Source organism: Citrobacter amalonaticus (assembly GCF_018323885.1).
Lineage (GTDB): Bacteria > Pseudomonadota > Gammaproteobacteria > Enterobacterales > Enterobacteriaceae > Citrobacter_A > Citrobacter_A amalonaticus.
In genome coordinates, this window is record NZ_AP024585.1 from 3,920,972 (window position 1) to 3,936,939 (window position 15,968).

A 15,968-nucleotide genomic window follows, 5' to 3' on the forward strand; every position below is an offset into this window, starting at 1 on the left:
GGTTATCGCTATCGTTAGGATTGGCAATCATTATCATTTAGATTACTATCCAGACTATGGCCTATCGTTCCGCACCGATCATTGACGATGTCATCTGGCGAACGCATCTCCAGCCACAGATGCCCTCGCTGGCCGAAGCCGTACGCGCAACCATAGCCCAGACGCGTGAGCATCTGCTGGATTTTATCCGTCTGGATGAACCCGCACCACAAAGTGCGATGACGCTGGCACAATGGTGTCGCCCCAGCGAGCTTCAGTCTCTGCTGGCAATTTACTCCGATCATATTTATCGCAACCATCCCACGCAGTCGCGCGAAAATAAGCCGCTAATCTCGCTGTGGGCGCAGTGGTACATCGGTCTGATGGTACCTCCCCTCATGCTAGCCCTGCTCACGCAGGAAACAGCCATTGATGTCTCGCCCGAACATATCCACGTTGAGTTTCACGAAACCGGGCGTGCTGCGTGCTTCTGGATCGACGTACATCAGGATCAACTGGCGACAACGCAATCCCCGCAGGCACGCATGGAAACGCTGGTTAAGCAGGCGCTGACGCCGGTCATCCAGGCACTAGAGGCGACCGGAGAGATCAACGGCAAACTTATCTGGAGCAATACCGGCTATCTGATTAACTGGTATCTCACTGAAATGAAACCGCTGCTGGGTGAAACATTGTTGAATACGCTGCGCCAGACCTGCTTCTTTGAAAAGCAGTTGTCCTGTGGGGCTGACAACCCGCTCTGGCGTACGGTCGTCCCTCGTGAAGGCGTCTTGGTACGCAGAACATGCTGTCAGCGTTATCGTCTGCCGGACGTTCAGCAGTGTGGTGACTGTACGCTGAAGTAGTCAGGGAGCGTTCGCCCCCTGATGATAACTACGCAATCTGCTCGTTTTCCGCGTCTGAACGTTGTGCCTCTTCCGCCTCTTGTTCCAGCAGTTGCTTCTCGTACACTTTAAAGAACGGGAAGTAGATGACGGCTGAAACGATTGCCAGAAGCACCACCAGAATTGCAGCACGATAATCCCAGCCTAATGCCCACGCGGCTCCGACTGGCGCTGGCGCAGTCCATGGCACAACCGAAATTACACGACCAATCAGATCCAGTTTCATCGCCGCCCATGCCAGCACGGCGTTCACCATCGGCGCTAACAGGAAAGGAATAAAGAACACCGGATTCATAACAATTGGCGTACCGAAAATCACCGGCTCGTTGATGTTAAAGATACTGGGTACTACGCTCAGCCGGCCAATTGAGCGCAGATGTACGGAACGACTGCGCAGATAGCAAATCACCAGCCCCATCGTCGCACCCGACCCGCCAATCACGATGAAGAACGTCCAGAACGCCTCCATGAAAATATGCGGTAACGCTGCCCCCTGCGCCAGCGCTGTCTGGTTCATACCCAGGTTGGTCAGCCAGAACATTTGCAGCATCCCGGAGACGATCGCCGCACCATGAATACCGGCAAACCACAACAGATGACCAATCAGTACCGCCAGTAAAATCGCTGGCAGAGAATCGGCAGCGGATACCAGCGGTTTGAAGATGGACATAATGGCTTGTGGGATGAGCATGTCAAACTGTGCCTGAATCAGCAGGCTGAGTGGGTACAATGTCAACACCACCACCAGCACCGGGATCAGCAGATCGAATGAGTTTTTGATCATCGGCGGGACCTGATCGGGTAAACGAATGCCGATGTTATGCGCTTTCAGAAAGCGCATCATTTCTACGCAGTAAAGCGCCACCAGAATCGCCGTAAAAATCCCCGTTCCGCCGAGGCTGTCCACCGGCAGAGTGCCTTTTGTTTTAGGCGCGGCGACCAGTAAGAACGCCATGATAGAGAGCATGGCGCACATGAACGGGTCCAACTGATATGACTTGACGTAATGTTTGCCCAGGTTATAGGCAATGGCGGCACAGATGTAGATCGACATGATCCCCATGGTCATATCAAAGGGGGTCAGGATCTGCCCTTCAAACTGCTTCGCCAGATCCAGCCAGGTCCGGGCAAAGCCCCAGGTGGTATCGGGTGAAAACGGAGGATAGGCAAATACCAACAGAAACGATCCGACAATCATAAATGGCATCGCAGAGATAAAGCCGTCACGGATAGCCATAACATGACGCTGTGAAGAAATGCGCCCGGCAATCGGGCTGACATAGTTTTCAACAAACCGGAAAATCACATTAAAGACTGCATGGTTGGTAGATTTCATAAGTGGCTCTTTTTATGTGATACAGAGGAAGTGACAGCTCCAGTATTAATCGCTCTTTCGAGGACTGCAACCGGTTACGGTAACCGGTTTCCGTGAATGTGAAGAGGATCGAAAAATCGCCCATGTTGCTGGTTTGTTACATTAAAATATTTACAGTACTGGAAGACTTATGCCAAATTACGCCAGCAGTTTTCTGAAGCGTTGAGGACTGTAGAAATGGTGTCAGGAGAATCAAATGAGTCTGCAATCGGTACGGCAATTTTTAGCCGAACATGCCCAGGATATTGAAATCATTGAATTAAATCAAAGCACCGCGACGGTTGAGCTGGCGGCAAAAGCGCATAACGTACAGCCCGGACAGATAGCGAAGACCCTTTCGTTGAAGGTTAAGGACGCCATCATCCTGGTCGTCGCCAAAGGCGATGCAAGACTGGACAATAAAAAACTCAAAAGCACTTTCGGTGCCAAAGCCCGTATGCTGAGCAGTGATGAAGTCGTCAACGCGACGGGACATCCCATTGGCGGGGTTTGTCCTTTCGGGCTGGAAACCCCGTTGCCTGTTTATTGTGACGTCTCTTTACGATCGTTCACCGAAGTCCTTCCGGCCGCCGGTGCCACTCATAGCGCAGTGCGTATTACGCCAGAGCGCATGGCTGAGCTGACTTCCGCCACCTGGGTTGATGTGTGCCAGTAAACATCAACCCTTTGCTTTCGCGGCGATTAAAGCAGAATATCCGCCGCATGCAGTAAACTGGCGTCAGAATTGACGCCCAGTTTCGACATCACATTAAACTTGTGCGCCCGGATGGTTTTAATATTTCGCGCCAGTTCTGTCGCGATTTGCGGCATTGAATAACCGCAGGACATGAAGCGCAAAATCTCACGCTCTGTCGGGCTCAGCATACGACTCTGATTGAGATACCAGAGATTGCTGTTACTTTCGCTGATCCGCCGCGTACCGCCTAGCGCAGTAAATAACGCCTCCTGCAGCGCGGGGAGCGAAGCGGCTTTGCTCAGTACGCCATCCAACGGTAAGGGCGACAGTGCGTTGATTAAACGCGCTTCAACATCATCATCCGCGATCACCAGGCGACGCATGCCGGGATAATTTTCAGCCAGTTCGATCAGACTCATCAACCCCACCCGCCTGTCTTTTCTGATCGAGGAGAGAGAGAAAATAATGGCAGAAAAAGCAGTCGTACCCATCGCCTGTTGAAAATCATCCAGCGTCAAATAGAGGTGTAATTTATATTGGCTATCAAACGTTGCGTTAAATAAACTCTGAATACCAATACCACTCATAACACATTTTTCTATGAGTGCGACATTTCGCGTACAGTTTCTATTTTCCATTCTGCTGTCTCTCCATATACTGAAGGTAAATTCAGCTCCCTGGCTCCCTGAGAACTGTTAATCCATGCGTACATTTCCGCATTGCTGTGTATTGATAATCGGCGCATCGCGCTATTTTTTTGGGCGCTGATGGTTTTGTTACTTTTTTTAAGTAATGCCGCAATCTGATTAATCCCCCAACCTTTCCCCAGCAGGCGCAGTACTTTTCGCTCTGATAGCGTTAAAAGAATGGCGTGAGAACCAAATTCCAGAGGTTCTAATTCTGGGGGTGACAACAGCATTTTGCTGATTCGGTCAGGGCTGCTGTGTCCCGAGCGGATAGTACTTACCAGACTCTCAATCGGTTCGACATCAGACAGCAGCGTACTGGAGGGGCGCATCAACAATTCGACCGCCTGCGCGTAATACGCGCGCGACACCATGAAAACCCAGTGGATATCACGGTATTGAGAAAGAAGTGCGTAGAATCGCTCGCAGACAGTGCGCGGGTGATGGCAGTCACCGGTTAAATCCACGATCACCAATTCCGTCCGACGCAGTTGTAGTGGCGTGAGTTCTTCTACGACACTACAGATGGTGAGTTCATACTCCGGGAAATGCAGTTGCATAACCCCGTGGAGTCCCGCTTGTATCACGGGAACTTTACTGATGACAATTCCGTTTTTGCAGCATCCTGGCAACATATATCCTCCATATTCATATGCTTTTATCTTTCTGTTATTAATGAATCGCATTTGAATTAACACATACAATTATGCAATACAAAAAACAAAACAATAGACAATATGAATTGTTTATCCCTGGTGTTTTAACGTTAATTCCGTAAAATGCGGTTATACAACTATCACGGGGTATAATACAAGTCGATATTGTCGATAGATACGTCGCATTCCAGAACAGGATATTAAACATTCTTATTTTATATATGAATTTTTTATTTATCCAAATTTGGACAAGCTATTTATTCTTAATATATTCCCGGTATGCCTTCGGAGACAACGCGGCGTGTTTTTTAAAGAAGCGGGAAAAATAGGTAACATCGCTGAATCCCAGATAGTCGGAGATCTGGCTTACCGTCATGCTGGTATATTGCAGGCTACGTTTGGCTTCGAGCATCAACCGCTGATGCAAAACGCTTAATGCACTGCAATGATGAAATTCACGGCATAACTGATTCAGGTAATTTGCGGAAAGCCCGATTCGATGCGCGTATTCTGCCAGGGGAAGATGTTCGCGATAGTGGCTCTCAATCTGCCGGGCAAAAAGGCGTATTGCGCTACGCCGGCGCGCCAGGGTGTCATTCGGTGGCTGAACCGGCAGACGCTGCCGACGAAGCCAGACCAGCAGCGCGCTCAGCAATGAAAACAGCATCATTTCCCGCGCCTCGTTATCCGTCTGATACTCCCTCTGCAAGGCGGAAAACAACGTGCGGATGTGGCTGCGAGACTGAGCCACCGGCACGCACTGAGGGGTAGTGAGCAATGACAACGGCTGTGGGAACTGAGACTCCAGGCGGCCAATCAGCGGTAACGCCAGAGAAAGAACGTAACCTTGCGTCCCGGGGGAAAAGCGAAAACCGTGGACACAAAGCGCAGGGACGACCTGAATACAGGCATCACGCATCACCGTCGTCTGCCCCTCGATTTCAATCGTTGCCTCCCCCCGATGCAAGTAGAGCAACTGGACGATCTCCGCATGCTGATGCACCCGAATATGCCACTCATATAAACTGCTGCGCTGATGAATTGATTCGCAGTGCAGCAGGTCGGGAGTGGGCCATCCCTGGTGTTCACCATACAATTTAAAAACAGGGACAATGTCAGCCGGTGGCATCATTTTTCCTCATTACTCACCAATCTTTTCGTAAGGCAGTCCGACATAGTTCTCCGCGATTGTCGTCAGTCCCGCTTGCGAGCCCAGATAGTACTGACGGTCCGCCTCCTGCATCTTGCGATCAAAATCGCTCTTTCCCTGAAAATCATGCAGCAGATGGGTCATAAACCAGCTGAAACGCTCCCCCTTCCATACCCGGTTCAGGGCCAGTCGGGAATAGGTCGCCAGCAGGTCGTTACGCCCGTACTGATAGTACTGCGTCAAAATACGCCATAAATAATTCACATCGGACGCAGCCAGATTCAGTCCCTTTGCACCGGTCGGCGGCACGATATGCGCCGCATCACCAACCAGAAAGAGCTTGCCATATTGCATCGGTTCCACCACGTAGCTACGTAATGGTGCGATACTCTTTTCAAGTGAGTGACCAGTCACTAACTTCATGGCCAGTTCATCAGGCAGACGCCGTTTCAGCTCGCCCCAGAAACGCTCATCGCTCCAGGAGTCCACCTGCTCGCTGAGCGGGACCTGCAAATAGTAGCGACTTCGTGTTAGTGAGCGCTGACTACAAAGTACAAATCCGCGCTCATGATGCGCATAAATCAACTCCGGATTGACTGGCGGCGTATCGGCCAGCAGCCCCAGCCAACCAAACGGCCAGATGCTTTCGTATTCGCGAATGACATCACGCGGAATACTTTGTCGGGAAACGCCGTGGAATCCATCACACCCGGCAATGAAGTCGCACTCAATGCGGCACTTCTCCCCTTCTTTCTCAAACGTGACAAAAGGACGGTCACTTTTAGCATCGTGAATGTCTACCTGCTGAACGCCATAAATCGTAGGCGCACCACAGTCGCTACGCGCTTGCATCAGGTCCCGTGTGACTTCCGTTTGTCCGTAGACCATCACGCTTTTGCCGCCGGTCAATTCACTCAGCGCGACGGGAATGCGTTTGCCATCAAAAATAAACTCAACGCCATGATGTACGAGACCTTCGCTGTCCATGCGCTGCGCCACACCAGCTTCCCGCAAAAGCGAAACCGTCCCACTCTCGAGGATCCCCGCCCGGATGCGCCCCAGCACATACTCCGGCGTCTGACGTTCAATGATGAGTGTGCGGATCCCCACCTTATGCAGTAATTGTCCCAGTAGCAGGCCGGAAGGTCCTGCCCCAATAATTGCGACCTGAGTTTTCATCACATTCCTCATCTGCATCGTTGATTATTTGTTTAATCAATGTTGAATAAAAGTTTCAAATTGCATTTTTGATAAGCAGACACAGAAAAAGAAGGGCTAAATGCGGTTAAAAATTGCACTTTTCACCGATTTAGCAAAACTGTGGCGCAGTTCAAATTCCGACCGCCGTAGAGCGGGTTCTTTTTTCAACAGAAAGATTGATCTCAGCCGGAGCCAAAAAACGCGCACTTCGTGATACAAAGATGTCTTTCGTCATTCGACAGTACGTAACGCGTCTTTTCAGCCAGGGCGAGTCATGCAAGAAGAGCAGTCATTACAGCGAACGGTTACACGGTTATGCATTCAGTGTGGGCTTTTTTTACTGCAACACGGCGCGGAGAGCGCGTTGGTTGATGAACTCTCTACCCGACTTGGGCTGGCATTGGGGATGGACAGCGTCGAAAGCGCTATCTCCTCCAATGCTATCGTTCTGACCACTATTAAAGATGGGCAATGCCTGACCTCCACGCGAAAAAACCAGGATCGCGGCATTAATATGCATGTGGTCACTGAGGTTCAGCACATCGTCATTCTCGCCGAACATAAGCTGCTGGATTACAAAGGCGTCGAGAAACGTTTCAGCCAGGTCAGGCCCCTGCGCTATCCGCGCTGGCTGGTCGCGTTGATGGTCGGTCTCTCCTGCGCCTGCTTCTGTAAGCTGAATAACGGCGGTTGGGACGGCGCGGTGATTACCTTTTTTGCCAGCATGGTGGCGATGTATATTCGTCAAATCCTGGCGCATCGCCATTTGCATCCACAGATCAACTTTTGCGTCACGGCTTTTGTCGCGACCACCATTTCCGGTCTGATGTTACACCTTCCCGCCTTTAGCCAGACGCCCACGGTGGCGATGGCCGCCAGCGTCCTGCTGCTGGTTCCCGGTTTTCCGCTGATCAACGCGGTGGCGGATATGTTTAAAGGACACATCAATACCGGCCTGGCGCGCTGGGCGATCGCCAGCTTGCTGACGCTCGCAACCTGCGTGGGCGTGGTCATGGCGCTGACACTTTGGGGGCTTCGCGGATGGGTATAATCGATTTCATTCTCGCGCTGATGCAGGACATGCTGCTTTCCGCGATCCCGGCACTGGGGTTTGCGATGGTCTTTAACGTCCCCCACCGCGCCCTGCCCTGGTGCGCGCTGCTCGGTGCGCTCGGTCACGGTTCGCGTATGGTGATGATGACCGCCGGGTTTAATATTGAATGGTCAACGTTTGTTGCCTCGCTGCTTGTCGGCAGCATCGGCATCCAATGGTCGCGCTGGTATCTGGCGCATCCCAAAGTGTTTACCGTTGCGGCGGTGATCCCGATGTTCCCCGGAATTTCAGCCTACACGGCAATGATCTCTGCGGTGAAAATCGGCCACTTCGGCTACAGCGAACCGTTGATGATTACGCTGCTGACCAATTTCCTGAAAGCCTCGTCGATTGTGGGCGCGCTTTCGATCGGACTCTCCGTGCCCGGCCTGTGGCTCTACCGAAAACGCCCACGCGTTTAATCGCCGCGGCAGGCGCATCCCTGCCGCTCCTCCTCATCGGTGTGTTACTATAGAAGCAGTGTCCCTTCTCGGTTGTAGTCGGTATTGAGAAACGTTATGTCATCCAGAATTTTGACCCCGGACGTCATTGGTATTGACGCCTTATTACACGATCACCAGACGGTGCTGGCGAAGTCTGAAGCTGGTGCGGTGGCGGTGTTTGCCAATAACGCTCCGGCCTTTTATGCGCTGACCCCCGCACGCCTGGCGCAACTGCTGGCGCTCGAAGAAAAGCTCGCCCGTCCTGGGAGCGATGTGACGCTGGATGCACAATTTTATGAAGAACCGCAACCGGTGCCGGTCGCCGTACCGCTGGGGAAATTCGCCATGTATCCCGCCTGGCAGCCGGATGCCGACTTTCAGCGTCAGGCCGCACTGTGGGGCGTGGCGTTAAGAGAGCCGGTCACCACCGAAGAGCTGGCCTCGTTCGTCGCCTACTGGCAAGCGGAAGGCAAAGTGTTTCATCACGTGCAGTGGCAACAAAAACTGGCGCGCAGCGTCCAGATCGGCCGCGCGAGCAACGGCGGTTTGCCGAAACGTGATGTGAATACGGTCAGCGAACCAGATAACCAAATTCCACCGGGCTTTAGAGGTTAACCATGAAAAACGTTGGCGATCTGATGAAACGTCTGCAAAAAATGATGCCCGCCCATATCGAACCGGCGTTTAAAACGGGTGAAGAACTACTGGCATGGCAGAAAGAGCAAGGCGAAATTCGCGCCGCCGCACTGGCTCGCGAAAATCGGGCGATGAAAATGCAGCGCACTTTCAACCGTTCCGGCATCCGTCCGTTACATCAAAACTGCTCGTTCGATAACTATCATGTGGAATGCGAAGGCCAGATGAATGCGCTAAGCAAAGCTCGTCAGTACGTGGAAGAGTTCGATGGCAACATCGCCAGTTTTATCTTCTCCGGCAAACCGGGGACGGGGAAAAACCACCTCGCCGCGGCAATCTGCAACGAGCTGCTGCTGCGCGGAAAGTCGGTACTGATAATCACCGTGGCGGACATCATGTCGGCGATGAAAGAGACGTTCAGCAATCGCCAAACCAGTGAAGAGCAGTTGCTCAACGATTTGAGCAATGTTGATCTGCTGGTCATTGATGAGATCGGCGTGCAAACCGAATCGCGCTATGAAAAGGTGATCATCAACCAGATCGTCGATCGTCGTTCCTCTTCAAAACGCCCGACCGGCATGCTCACTAACAGTAACATGGAAGAAATGACCAAACTGCTGGGTGAACGCGTGATGGATCGCATGCGACTGGGCAATAGCCTGTGGGTGATCTTCAACTGGGACAGTTTTCGCAGTCGGGTAACCGGCAAAGAGTATTAAGACCATTCTTAGACTGAGCGGCGCTATACTCCGACCAGGGTTTATACACGAGTAATCACAATGAAAACGACAAAACGTTTGCTGTGCTGCGTAATCGCGGCCAGTGCCTGCTTCGCCGCCAATACTTTCGCCGCCTCCTGGCAAGACTCGCTCTCCAGCGCCGCCAGCGAACTGAGCAAGCAGAGTACCACCTCATCGCAAAGCGGCACCTCGCTCTCTTCCCTGACCAGCCTGCTGAACGGCGGCAACCAGGCGCTGAGTGCGAACAATATGAATAACGCCGCCGGGATTTTGCAATACTGCGCGAAGCAGAAGCTGGCGTCCGTTACCGATGCGGAAAATGTGAAAAATCAGGTACTGGATAAGCTTGGCCTCGGCGCTACCGAGCAAAAGCAGGACACCAACTATCTGGACGGCATTCAGGGTCTGCTCAATACCAAAGACGGTCAGCAGCTTAACCTGAACAATATCGGCAGCACGCCGCTCGCAGAAAAGGTGAAAACCAAAGCCTGCGACCTGGTACTCAAACAGGGTATGAACTTTATTTCCTGATCCCCGACGCCGCGTTTTGGTCGTTTTCCGCCAGTCGCGGCGCTTCTCCCCCCTTTTCGCCCTTCTTTCATGCTCATCCCAGGCATGGCGGGAAGTGACGGCGATCAAAAAAGCCTCTTTCTAAACCAATTCTGAATAACAAGGTAATTAAATGTCACTAGAATTGCAGCTAAGTGACAACCCCATTACATTGTACTTTCTGTAAACGCTAATCTGCCAGTCGAAGGCCTGGTTTAAAGCCTAATCACAAGGCTATTTGTGAGGATCGTCCGTTGTCTGAGTTACTCTCCATCGCGCTGTTTCTTGCCTCTGTATTGATTTATGCCTGCAAAGCGGGTCGCAACACCTGGTGGTTTATCGCTACCCTGACGGTGCTGGGACTTTTTGTGATTCTGAATATCACGCTTTTCGCCAGCGACTATTTCACCGGTGATGGAATTAACGATGCCGTACTCTACACGTTGACGAACAGTCTGACAGGGGCCGGTGTCGGCAAATACATTCTGCCGGGCATCGGCATTGCATTAGCGCTCGTGGCGGTCTTTGGCACGCTGGGCTGGGTGCTGCGTCGTCGTCGCCATCATCCCCACCATTTTGGTTACAGCCTGCTGGCACTGCTGTTGGCGCTGGGCTCCGTCGATGCCAGCCCGGCATTTCGTCAGATCAGCGAACTGGTTAAATCCCAGACCCGAGAGGGCGATCCCGATTTCGCGGCCTACTATAAAGAACCGGCGAAAAGCATCCCCAACCCGAAACTGAATCTGGTGTACATCTACGGTGAAAGCCTAGAGCGTACCTATTTCGACAATGAGGCCTTCCCGGAACTCACCCCGGAACTCGGCGCGTTGAAAAACGAAGGTATGGATTTCAGCCACACCCAGCAGTTACCGGGTACAGACTACACCATCGCCGGAATGGTCGCTTCCCAGTGCGGTATTCCCCTGTTCGCGCCGTTTGAAGGCAACGCGTCAGCGTCAGTCTCCAGCTTCTTCCCGCAAAATATCTGCCTCGGGGATATCCTGAAAAACTCCGGCTATCAAAACCACTTTGTGCAAGGGGCAAACCTGCGTTTTGCCGGGAAAGACGTGTTCCTGAAGTCCCACGGCTTCGATTATCTGTATGGCGCCGAAGAGTTAAAAAGCGTCGTCGCCGATCCGAATTACCGCAATGACTGGGGCTTCTATGACGATACGGTACTGGATGAAGCGTGGAAGAAGTTCGAAGAGCTCTCCCGTTCCGGCCAGCGTTTTTCGTTGTTTACCCTGACCGTTGATACCCATCATCCGGATGGCTTTATCTCACGTGCCTGTCAGCGAAAACGCTATGATTTCGACGGTAAACCTAACCAGTCTTTTAGCGCCGTCAGCTGTAGCCAGGAAAATATCGCGGCATTTATCAATAAAATCAAAGCATCACCGTGGTTTAAAGATACGGTGATCGTGGTCTCTTCGGACCATCTGGCGATGAACAACAGCGCATGGAAATACCTGAACAAACAGGACCGCAACAATCTGTTTTTCGTGATTCGTGGCGACAAGCCTCAGCAGGAGACGCTGGCGGTCAAACGTAACACCATGGATAACGGCGCCACGGTGCTGGATATTCTCGGCGGCGATAACTTTATTGGCCTGGGGCGTAGTAGCCTGTCAGGTCAGTCGATGTCGGAAGTGTTCCTCAACAGCAAAGAAAAGATCCTCGCCATGAAGCCGGACATCATTCGCCTGTGGAACTTCCCGAAAGAGATGAAAGATTTCACCGTCGACCGGGATAAAAATATGATCGCCTTCTCCGGCAGCCATTTCCGTCTGCCGCTGCTGCTGCGGGTGTCGGATAAGCGCGTCGAGCCACTGCCGGAAAGTGAATACTCCGCTCCGCTGCGCTACCAGCTTGCCGACTTTGCCCCACGCGATAACTTCGTCTGGGTCGATCGCTGCTACAAGATGGGCCAGTTGTGGTCACCGGAACTGGCGCTCTCAACCGACTGGTGTGTCTCGCAGGGGCAGCTTGGCGGCGAGCAAATCGTCCAGCATGTTGATAAAGCGCAGTGGAAAGGTAGGACGGCCTTTAAAGACACAATGATCGACATGGAACGCTATAAAGGCAACGTCGATACCCTGAAAATTGTCGACAACGACATCCGCTATAAAGCCGACAGCTTTATCTTCAACGTGGCAGGCGCGCCGGAAGAGGTGAAGCAGTTCAGCGGGATTTCTCGTCCGGAATCCTGGGGACGCTGGTCTAACGCGCAACTGGCAGAAGAAGTGAAGATCGAGTACAAACAGCCGCTGCCGAAAAAATTCGATCTGGTGATCACCGCGAAAGCCTTCGGCGACAATGCGAATCGCCCCATTCCGGTGCGCGTAGGCAAGGAAGAGCAGACGCTGGTGCTAGGTCACGATGTCACCACCACCACGCTGCATTTCGACAACCCGACAGAGGCCGATACGCTGGTGATTGTCCCGCCCGATCCGGTCCCGACCAACGAAGGCAACATCCTCGGTCACTCACCGCGTAAGCTGGGGATCGGAATGGTTGAAATCAAAGTGGTCAGCGCTCAGGGCTGACCACTGACAATAAAAAAAACAGCGCCCAACACCACTCCGGGCGCTGCATGGCAATCGTCAGAACGTAATCACTCCTTTGATCAACGTCCGGTTGTTAATCACATCCTGTTCGAAGATCTCCGCAAGCTGGCTGAACGGATAGCGATGCGTAAGCATCATTTCAGCGCTCAGTTTGCCTTCTGCCATCAGTCGTCCCACTTTCGCAAAATCCTCCGGCGTGGCGTTACGACTGCCCATCATGGTGGTCTCTTTCTTGTGAAATTCCGGGTCAGAGAACTGCAAGTCGCCTTTAAACAGCCCGACAAAAACGATGGTGCCGCCGTGGCGGATCAAGTTAACGCTATTGTTCATGGCATGCGGGTTCCCCGTCGCATCGAGCACTTTCTGCGCCAGTGAACCGCCAAACAGCGCGCGCAGTTGAGCCTCAAAATCTGCCGCAGAGGGATCCACTACCGGCAGGTCAAGACGAGAAGCAACGTGTTCGCGACGTGCAGCGCTGGTATCGGCCACCACCACCTGCGCCCCTTCTGCTTTGGCAATGGCCGCCGCGCCGATCCCAATCGGTCCGGCTCCAACGACCAATACCTGCTCACCGGGGGCGATAGCGGCACGGCGTACCGCATGCGCGCTAATCGCGTAAGGCTCGATCAACGCCGCAGCCTGAGGATCAATCCCCTCCGCCAACAGCAGATTGGTCGCCGGCACGCTGAGATACTCGCTAAACCCCCCGTCCTGATGCACGCCGATCACCGAGATCTTCTCGCAGCAGTTCGTTCGTCCTCCCAGGCACGCCGGACACTGCTGACAGGCGACATACGGGATCACCGCTACCTGTTGACCCACTTTAAACTGCGTCACCTTCTCGCCGAGCGTCACAATATCCCCACATATTTCATGGCCTAGCACGCGCGGATAACTAAAAAAAGGTTGATTACCTCCCCAGGCATGAATATCGGTTCCGCAAATACCGACAGACTTAATTTTAATTAGCGCTTCCTGTTTATCCGGAATTGGAATTTCGCGTTTCTCATGAATTAATTTTTTGGGTTCCTGGCAAATCAACATATTCATTGTGGACATCGTTATGCGCTCCTGTTTCTTTGTTGCTTCAGATATTGATGAAAATAGAAATAGCCGCGTAACGAGAAAGCTAATTTGTGAAACTCTGCGCATTAAAATGTTTTAAATCGGGTTTTAATGCAGTCAAAAGGAGATCCCGATGAGCCGTTCGCAAAATTTACGTCACAATGTTATTAACCAGGTGATCGATGATATGGCGCGCGGCCACCTTCCTTCACCGTTGCCGTCGCAAAGCGCCTTAGCTGAGATGTACAACATCAGCCGTACCACCGTGCGCCACATGCTGAACCACCTCAGCGAGTGCGGCGTGCTGACTCTGGTCGGCAACGACCACGTCATTACCCGAAGCCCCGAACATGATGATGGTTTTGCCTGTACCACCGCCTCCATGGCCGAGCAGAACCGTATTTTTGAGCAGGCGTTTTATACGATGATTAACCAACGCCAGCTTCGCGCTGGCGAGACGTTCTCTGAACTTCAACTGGCCAGAGCGGCTGGGGTCAGCCCGGTGGTGGTACGAGAATACCTTTTAAAATTTGGACGTTACGATCTCATCCAGAGCGAGAAACGCGGCCAATGGAGCATGAAAAAGTTCGATCAGTCCTATGCAGAACAGCTTTTTGAGCTGCGTGAGATGCTGGAAACCCATGCGCTACAGCATTTTCTCAATCTGCCGGATGACGATCCGCGCTGGCTGCAGGCCAAAATGCTGCTGGAACGCCACCGTACGCTGCGCGACAGCGTCGGCAGCGACTTCCGTATGTTCTCCCTGCTGGACCGTGATTTTCACGCACTGCTGCTCTCCGCTGCCGATAATATATTTTTCAATCAATCACTTGAGATTATTTCAGTAATCTTCCATTTCCATTACCAGTGGGATGAGCGCGATCTTAAACAACGCAATATCATCGCCATTGATGAGCACATGACCATCCTCAGCGCGCTGATTTGCCGCAGCGATCTCGATGCGCTCCTTGCACTGCGTAACCACCTGAATACGGCGAAGCAATCGATGATTCGCTCTATTCGACAAGAAAACGAGTAAATTAAAAACACATTAAAAACAACAAACCTTTAGCAAGAGCACGATTTCATACAACACATACAGCACCATGATGACTTTCTGCTTACTTTCTGATTAGGCAGGATTCACTCTGAATTTTTTCGCCAGTAAAAAAGTTGGTTTTATTCGTTGACCCCTGGGAGCAAGTAGAAAATGAACAAGATAATAGCCGTGCTGATTACTGTTTGTACTTTTTTTCTGCCATTCACCATTCAGGCTAAACCGCTTTCTATTAAAGTCGCATATGAGAATAATCCAGGTGAGCCATTAGATGTGGTGATGCGCTACTGGGCTGACATTCTGAATAAAAAAAGTAATGGAGAAATAACCCTGGTTCTCTATCCCAGCTCACAGCTAGGGTCAAAACAAGATGTGACTGAACAAGCCATGATGGGAATGAACGTCATCACGCTCACCGACGTGGCTTTCCTTGCCGATTATGAACCTGATTTAGGTATTTTGTTTGGACCTTATCTGACTGACGATCCGCAAAAACTCTTCAAAATCTATGAGAGCGACTGGTTCCGTCAAAAAAATGAAGACCTGAAGAAAAAAGGGATTCATGTGGTGATGAACAATTATCTGTACGGCACCCGTCAGATTATTTCTAAAAAACCGATTCGCAAAGTGGAAGATCTGGCGGGGATGAAAATCCGCGTACCAAATAACGTCATGCAAATTAAAGCCATTCAGGCAATGGGCGCCACGCCAACCCCTATGCCGCTGGGTGAAGTTTACCCTGCACTGACTCAGGGCGTTATTGATGGCGTTGAAAACCCGATTTCTGTTCTGCAAGGGCAAAAATTGTTTGAGCAGGCGAAATATCTGTCGATGGTCAATTACCTGACCAACACCTCGGTATGGATTGGTGGCGAAGCCTTTTTCAGTACGCTCTCTCCTGAGCAGCTGGAATTGATTCACTCAACGGGTTATGAAGCGGGTCTCTATAGCCAAAAATTAACGATTGAACGCGACGCCGAAATGCTGAAGGCCATGGAAGCGGAAGGCGTCGAAGTAATTTACCCGGATACTGAAGCATTCCGCCAGAAAGCTCGCGACGTGTACACGCAATTCCCTGAGTGGACGCCGGGTTTGTATGAAACCATTCAACAGCAACTGCAATAAATACAGGCCCAGATCGCCCTAAACCTTTTTCTCTCAAGGCCAGGGCGACTCTCTGAAGGAGGATTA

General features: G+C 51.8%; 16 protein-coding genes. 10 read left to right on the forward strand and 6 right to left on the reverse strand.

All coding sequences use genetic code 11. The annotated features are described in order from the left end of the window. The first annotated feature begins 56 nt into the window (after positions 1-56). On the forward strand, positions 57-845 hold the full coding sequence (fhuF, locus tag KI228_RS18555; RefSeq protein WP_042999329.1) for a siderophore-iron reductase FhuF: 789 nt from the start codon (positions 57-59) through the stop codon (positions 843-845). Between the two features lie 28 nt (positions 846-873). Here fhuF and KI228_RS18560 read toward each other — a convergent pair whose 3' ends face one another. After that, positions 874-2,220: a PTS sugar transporter subunit IIC gene (locus KI228_RS18560; protein WP_044264447.1), complete on the reverse strand. Its 1,347-nt coding sequence runs from the start codon at positions 2,218-2,220 to the stop codon at positions 874-876. A 235-nt stretch (positions 2,221-2,455) separates the two neighbouring features. On the opposite strand from KI228_RS18560, the gene KI228_RS18565 reads away from it, so the two are divergent. After that, entirely contained in the window at positions 2,456-2,914 is a 459-nt protein-coding gene (locus KI228_RS18565) for a YbaK/EbsC family protein (RefSeq protein WP_061069597.1), read from the forward strand. Positions 2,915-2,940: 26 nt separating this feature from the next. On the opposite strand, the gene bglJ is transcribed toward KI228_RS18565, so the two are convergent. The 4 genes from bglJ to pobA all read right to left on the reverse strand — a co-directional run bounded on the left by bglJ (position 2,941) and on the right by pobA (position 6,606). Next, positions 2,941-3,573, reverse strand: a complete 633-nt coding sequence (gene bglJ, locus KI228_RS18570) for a DNA-binding transcriptional activator BglJ (RefSeq protein WP_054176773.1) — start codon at positions 3,571-3,573, stop codon at positions 2,941-2,943. Continuing rightward, positions 3,534-4,256, reverse strand: a complete 723-nt coding sequence (locus tag KI228_RS18575) for a helix-turn-helix transcriptional regulator (RefSeq protein ID WP_042999325.1) — start codon at positions 4,254-4,256, stop codon at positions 3,534-3,536. The genes bglJ and KI228_RS18575 overlap by 40 nt, the downstream gene beginning before the upstream one ends. Positions 4,257-4,530: 274 nt before the next feature. After that, positions 4,531-5,406 (reverse strand): helix-turn-helix domain-containing protein, encoded by an 876-nt coding sequence (locus KI228_RS18580; RefSeq protein ID WP_042999324.1) that lies wholly within the window; start codon positions 5,404-5,406, stop codon positions 4,531-4,533. A 12-nt stretch (positions 5,407-5,418) separates the two neighbouring features. Further along, complete coding sequence (gene pobA, locus KI228_RS18585; protein ID WP_044328939.1) at positions 5,419-6,606, reverse strand: 4-hydroxybenzoate 3-monooxygenase; 1,188 nt, start codon at positions 6,604-6,606, stop codon at positions 5,419-5,421. 295 nt (positions 6,607-6,901) lie between these two features. Between pobA and KI228_RS18590 the strand changes: the two genes are divergently transcribed. The 6 genes from KI228_RS18590 to opgB all read left to right on the forward strand — a co-directional run bounded on the left by KI228_RS18590 (position 6,902) and on the right by opgB (position 12,634). After that, entirely contained in the window at positions 6,902-7,678 is a 777-nt protein-coding gene (locus tag KI228_RS18590) for a threonine/serine exporter family protein (RefSeq protein ID WP_042999322.1), read from the forward strand. Further along, a complete protein-coding gene (locus KI228_RS18595; RefSeq protein WP_042999321.1) occupies positions 7,669-8,142 on the forward strand; it encodes a threonine/serine exporter in 474 nt (157 codons plus the stop codon). Before KI228_RS18590 ends, KI228_RS18595 begins: the two co-directional genes overlap by 10 nt. 96 nt (positions 8,143-8,238) lie before the next feature. Beyond that, the gene (gene dnaT / locus KI228_RS18600) at positions 8,239-8,778 is read left to right on the forward strand and encodes a primosomal protein DnaT (RefSeq protein WP_042999320.1); all 540 of its coding nucleotides are present in this window, start codon (positions 8,239-8,241) and stop codon (positions 8,776-8,778) included. A 2-nt stretch (positions 8,779-8,780) separates the two neighbouring features. After that, positions 8,781-9,518, forward strand: a complete 738-nt coding sequence (dnaC, locus tag KI228_RS18605; RefSeq protein ID WP_042321989.1) for a replicative helicase loader DnaC — start codon at positions 8,781-8,783, stop codon at positions 9,516-9,518. 60 nt (positions 9,519-9,578) lie between these two features. Then, positions 9,579-10,070: a YjjA family protein gene (locus KI228_RS18610; RefSeq protein WP_042999319.1), complete on the forward strand. Its 492-nt coding sequence runs from the start codon at positions 9,579-9,581 to the stop codon at positions 10,068-10,070. A gap of 272 nt (positions 10,071-10,342) precedes the next feature. Beyond that, positions 10,343-12,634: a phosphatidylglycerol--membrane-oligosaccharide glycerophosphotransferase gene (gene opgB, locus KI228_RS18615; protein ID WP_061069596.1), complete on the forward strand. Its 2,292-nt coding sequence runs from the start codon at positions 10,343-10,345 to the stop codon at positions 12,632-12,634. A 57-nt stretch (positions 12,635-12,691) separates the two neighbouring features. On the opposite strand, the gene KI228_RS18620 is transcribed toward opgB, so the two are convergent. Further along, complete coding sequence (locus KI228_RS18620) at positions 12,692-13,714, reverse strand: zinc-binding alcohol dehydrogenase family protein (protein WP_061069595.1); 1,023 nt, start codon at positions 13,712-13,714, stop codon at positions 12,692-12,694. 139 nt (positions 13,715-13,853) lie between these two features. On the opposite strand from KI228_RS18620, the gene KI228_RS18625 reads away from it, so the two are divergent. Beyond that, positions 13,854-14,759, forward strand: coding sequence for a GntR family transcriptional regulator (locus KI228_RS18625; protein ID WP_042999316.1), 906 nt, complete (start codon positions 13,854-13,856; stop codon positions 14,757-14,759). 171 nt (positions 14,760-14,930) lie between these two features. After that, complete coding sequence (locus KI228_RS18630) at positions 14,931-15,902, forward strand: C4-dicarboxylate TRAP transporter substrate-binding protein (protein WP_042999315.1); 972 nt, start codon at positions 14,931-14,933, stop codon at positions 15,900-15,902. Positions 15,903-15,968 lie beyond the last annotated feature (66 nt).

Coding starts and splice junctions, on each gene's coding strand:
- dnaT (WP_042999320.1), top strand. CDS start 8,239: ATGTCATCCAGAATTTTGACCCCGGACGTCATTGGTATTGACGCCTTA.
- KI228_RS18630 (WP_042999315.1), top strand. CDS start 14,931: ATGAACAAGATAATAGCCGTGCTGATTACTGTTTGTACTTTTTTTCTG.
- KI228_RS18620 (WP_061069595.1), bottom strand. CDS start 13,714: ATGTCCACAATGAATATGTTGATTTGCCAGGAACCCAAAAAATTAATT.
- KI228_RS18625 (WP_042999316.1), top strand. CDS start 13,854: ATGAGCCGTTCGCAAAATTTACGTCACAATGTTATTAACCAGGTGATC.
- dnaC (WP_042321989.1), top strand. CDS start 8,781: ATGAAAAACGTTGGCGATCTGATGAAACGTCTGCAAAAAATGATGCCC.
- KI228_RS18575 (WP_042999325.1), bottom strand. CDS start 4,256: ATGTTGCCAGGATGCTGCAAAAACGGAATTGTCATCAGTAAAGTTCCC.
- KI228_RS18565 (WP_061069597.1), top strand. CDS start 2,456: ATGAGTCTGCAATCGGTACGGCAATTTTTAGCCGAACATGCCCAGGAT.
- KI228_RS18610 (WP_042999319.1), top strand. CDS start 9,579: ATGAAAACGACAAAACGTTTGCTGTGCTGCGTAATCGCGGCCAGTGCC.
- KI228_RS18560 (WP_044264447.1), bottom strand. CDS start 2,220: ATGAAATCTACCAACCATGCAGTCTTTAATGTGATTTTCCGGTTTGTT.
- KI228_RS18590 (WP_042999322.1), top strand. CDS start 6,902: ATGCAAGAAGAGCAGTCATTACAGCGAACGGTTACACGGTTATGCATT.
- KI228_RS18595 (WP_042999321.1), top strand. CDS start 7,669: ATGGGTATAATCGATTTCATTCTCGCGCTGATGCAGGACATGCTGCTT.
- bglJ (WP_054176773.1), bottom strand. CDS start 3,573: ATGGAAAATAGAAACTGTACGCGAAATGTCGCACTCATAGAAAAATGT.
- pobA (WP_044328939.1), bottom strand. CDS start 6,606: ATGAAAACTCAGGTCGCAATTATTGGGGCAGGACCTTCCGGCCTGCTA.
- KI228_RS18580 (WP_042999324.1), bottom strand. CDS start 5,406: ATGCCACCGGCTGACATTGTCCCTGTTTTTAAATTGTATGGTGAACAC.
- fhuF (WP_042999329.1), top strand. CDS start 57: ATGGCCTATCGTTCCGCACCGATCATTGACGATGTCATCTGGCGAACG.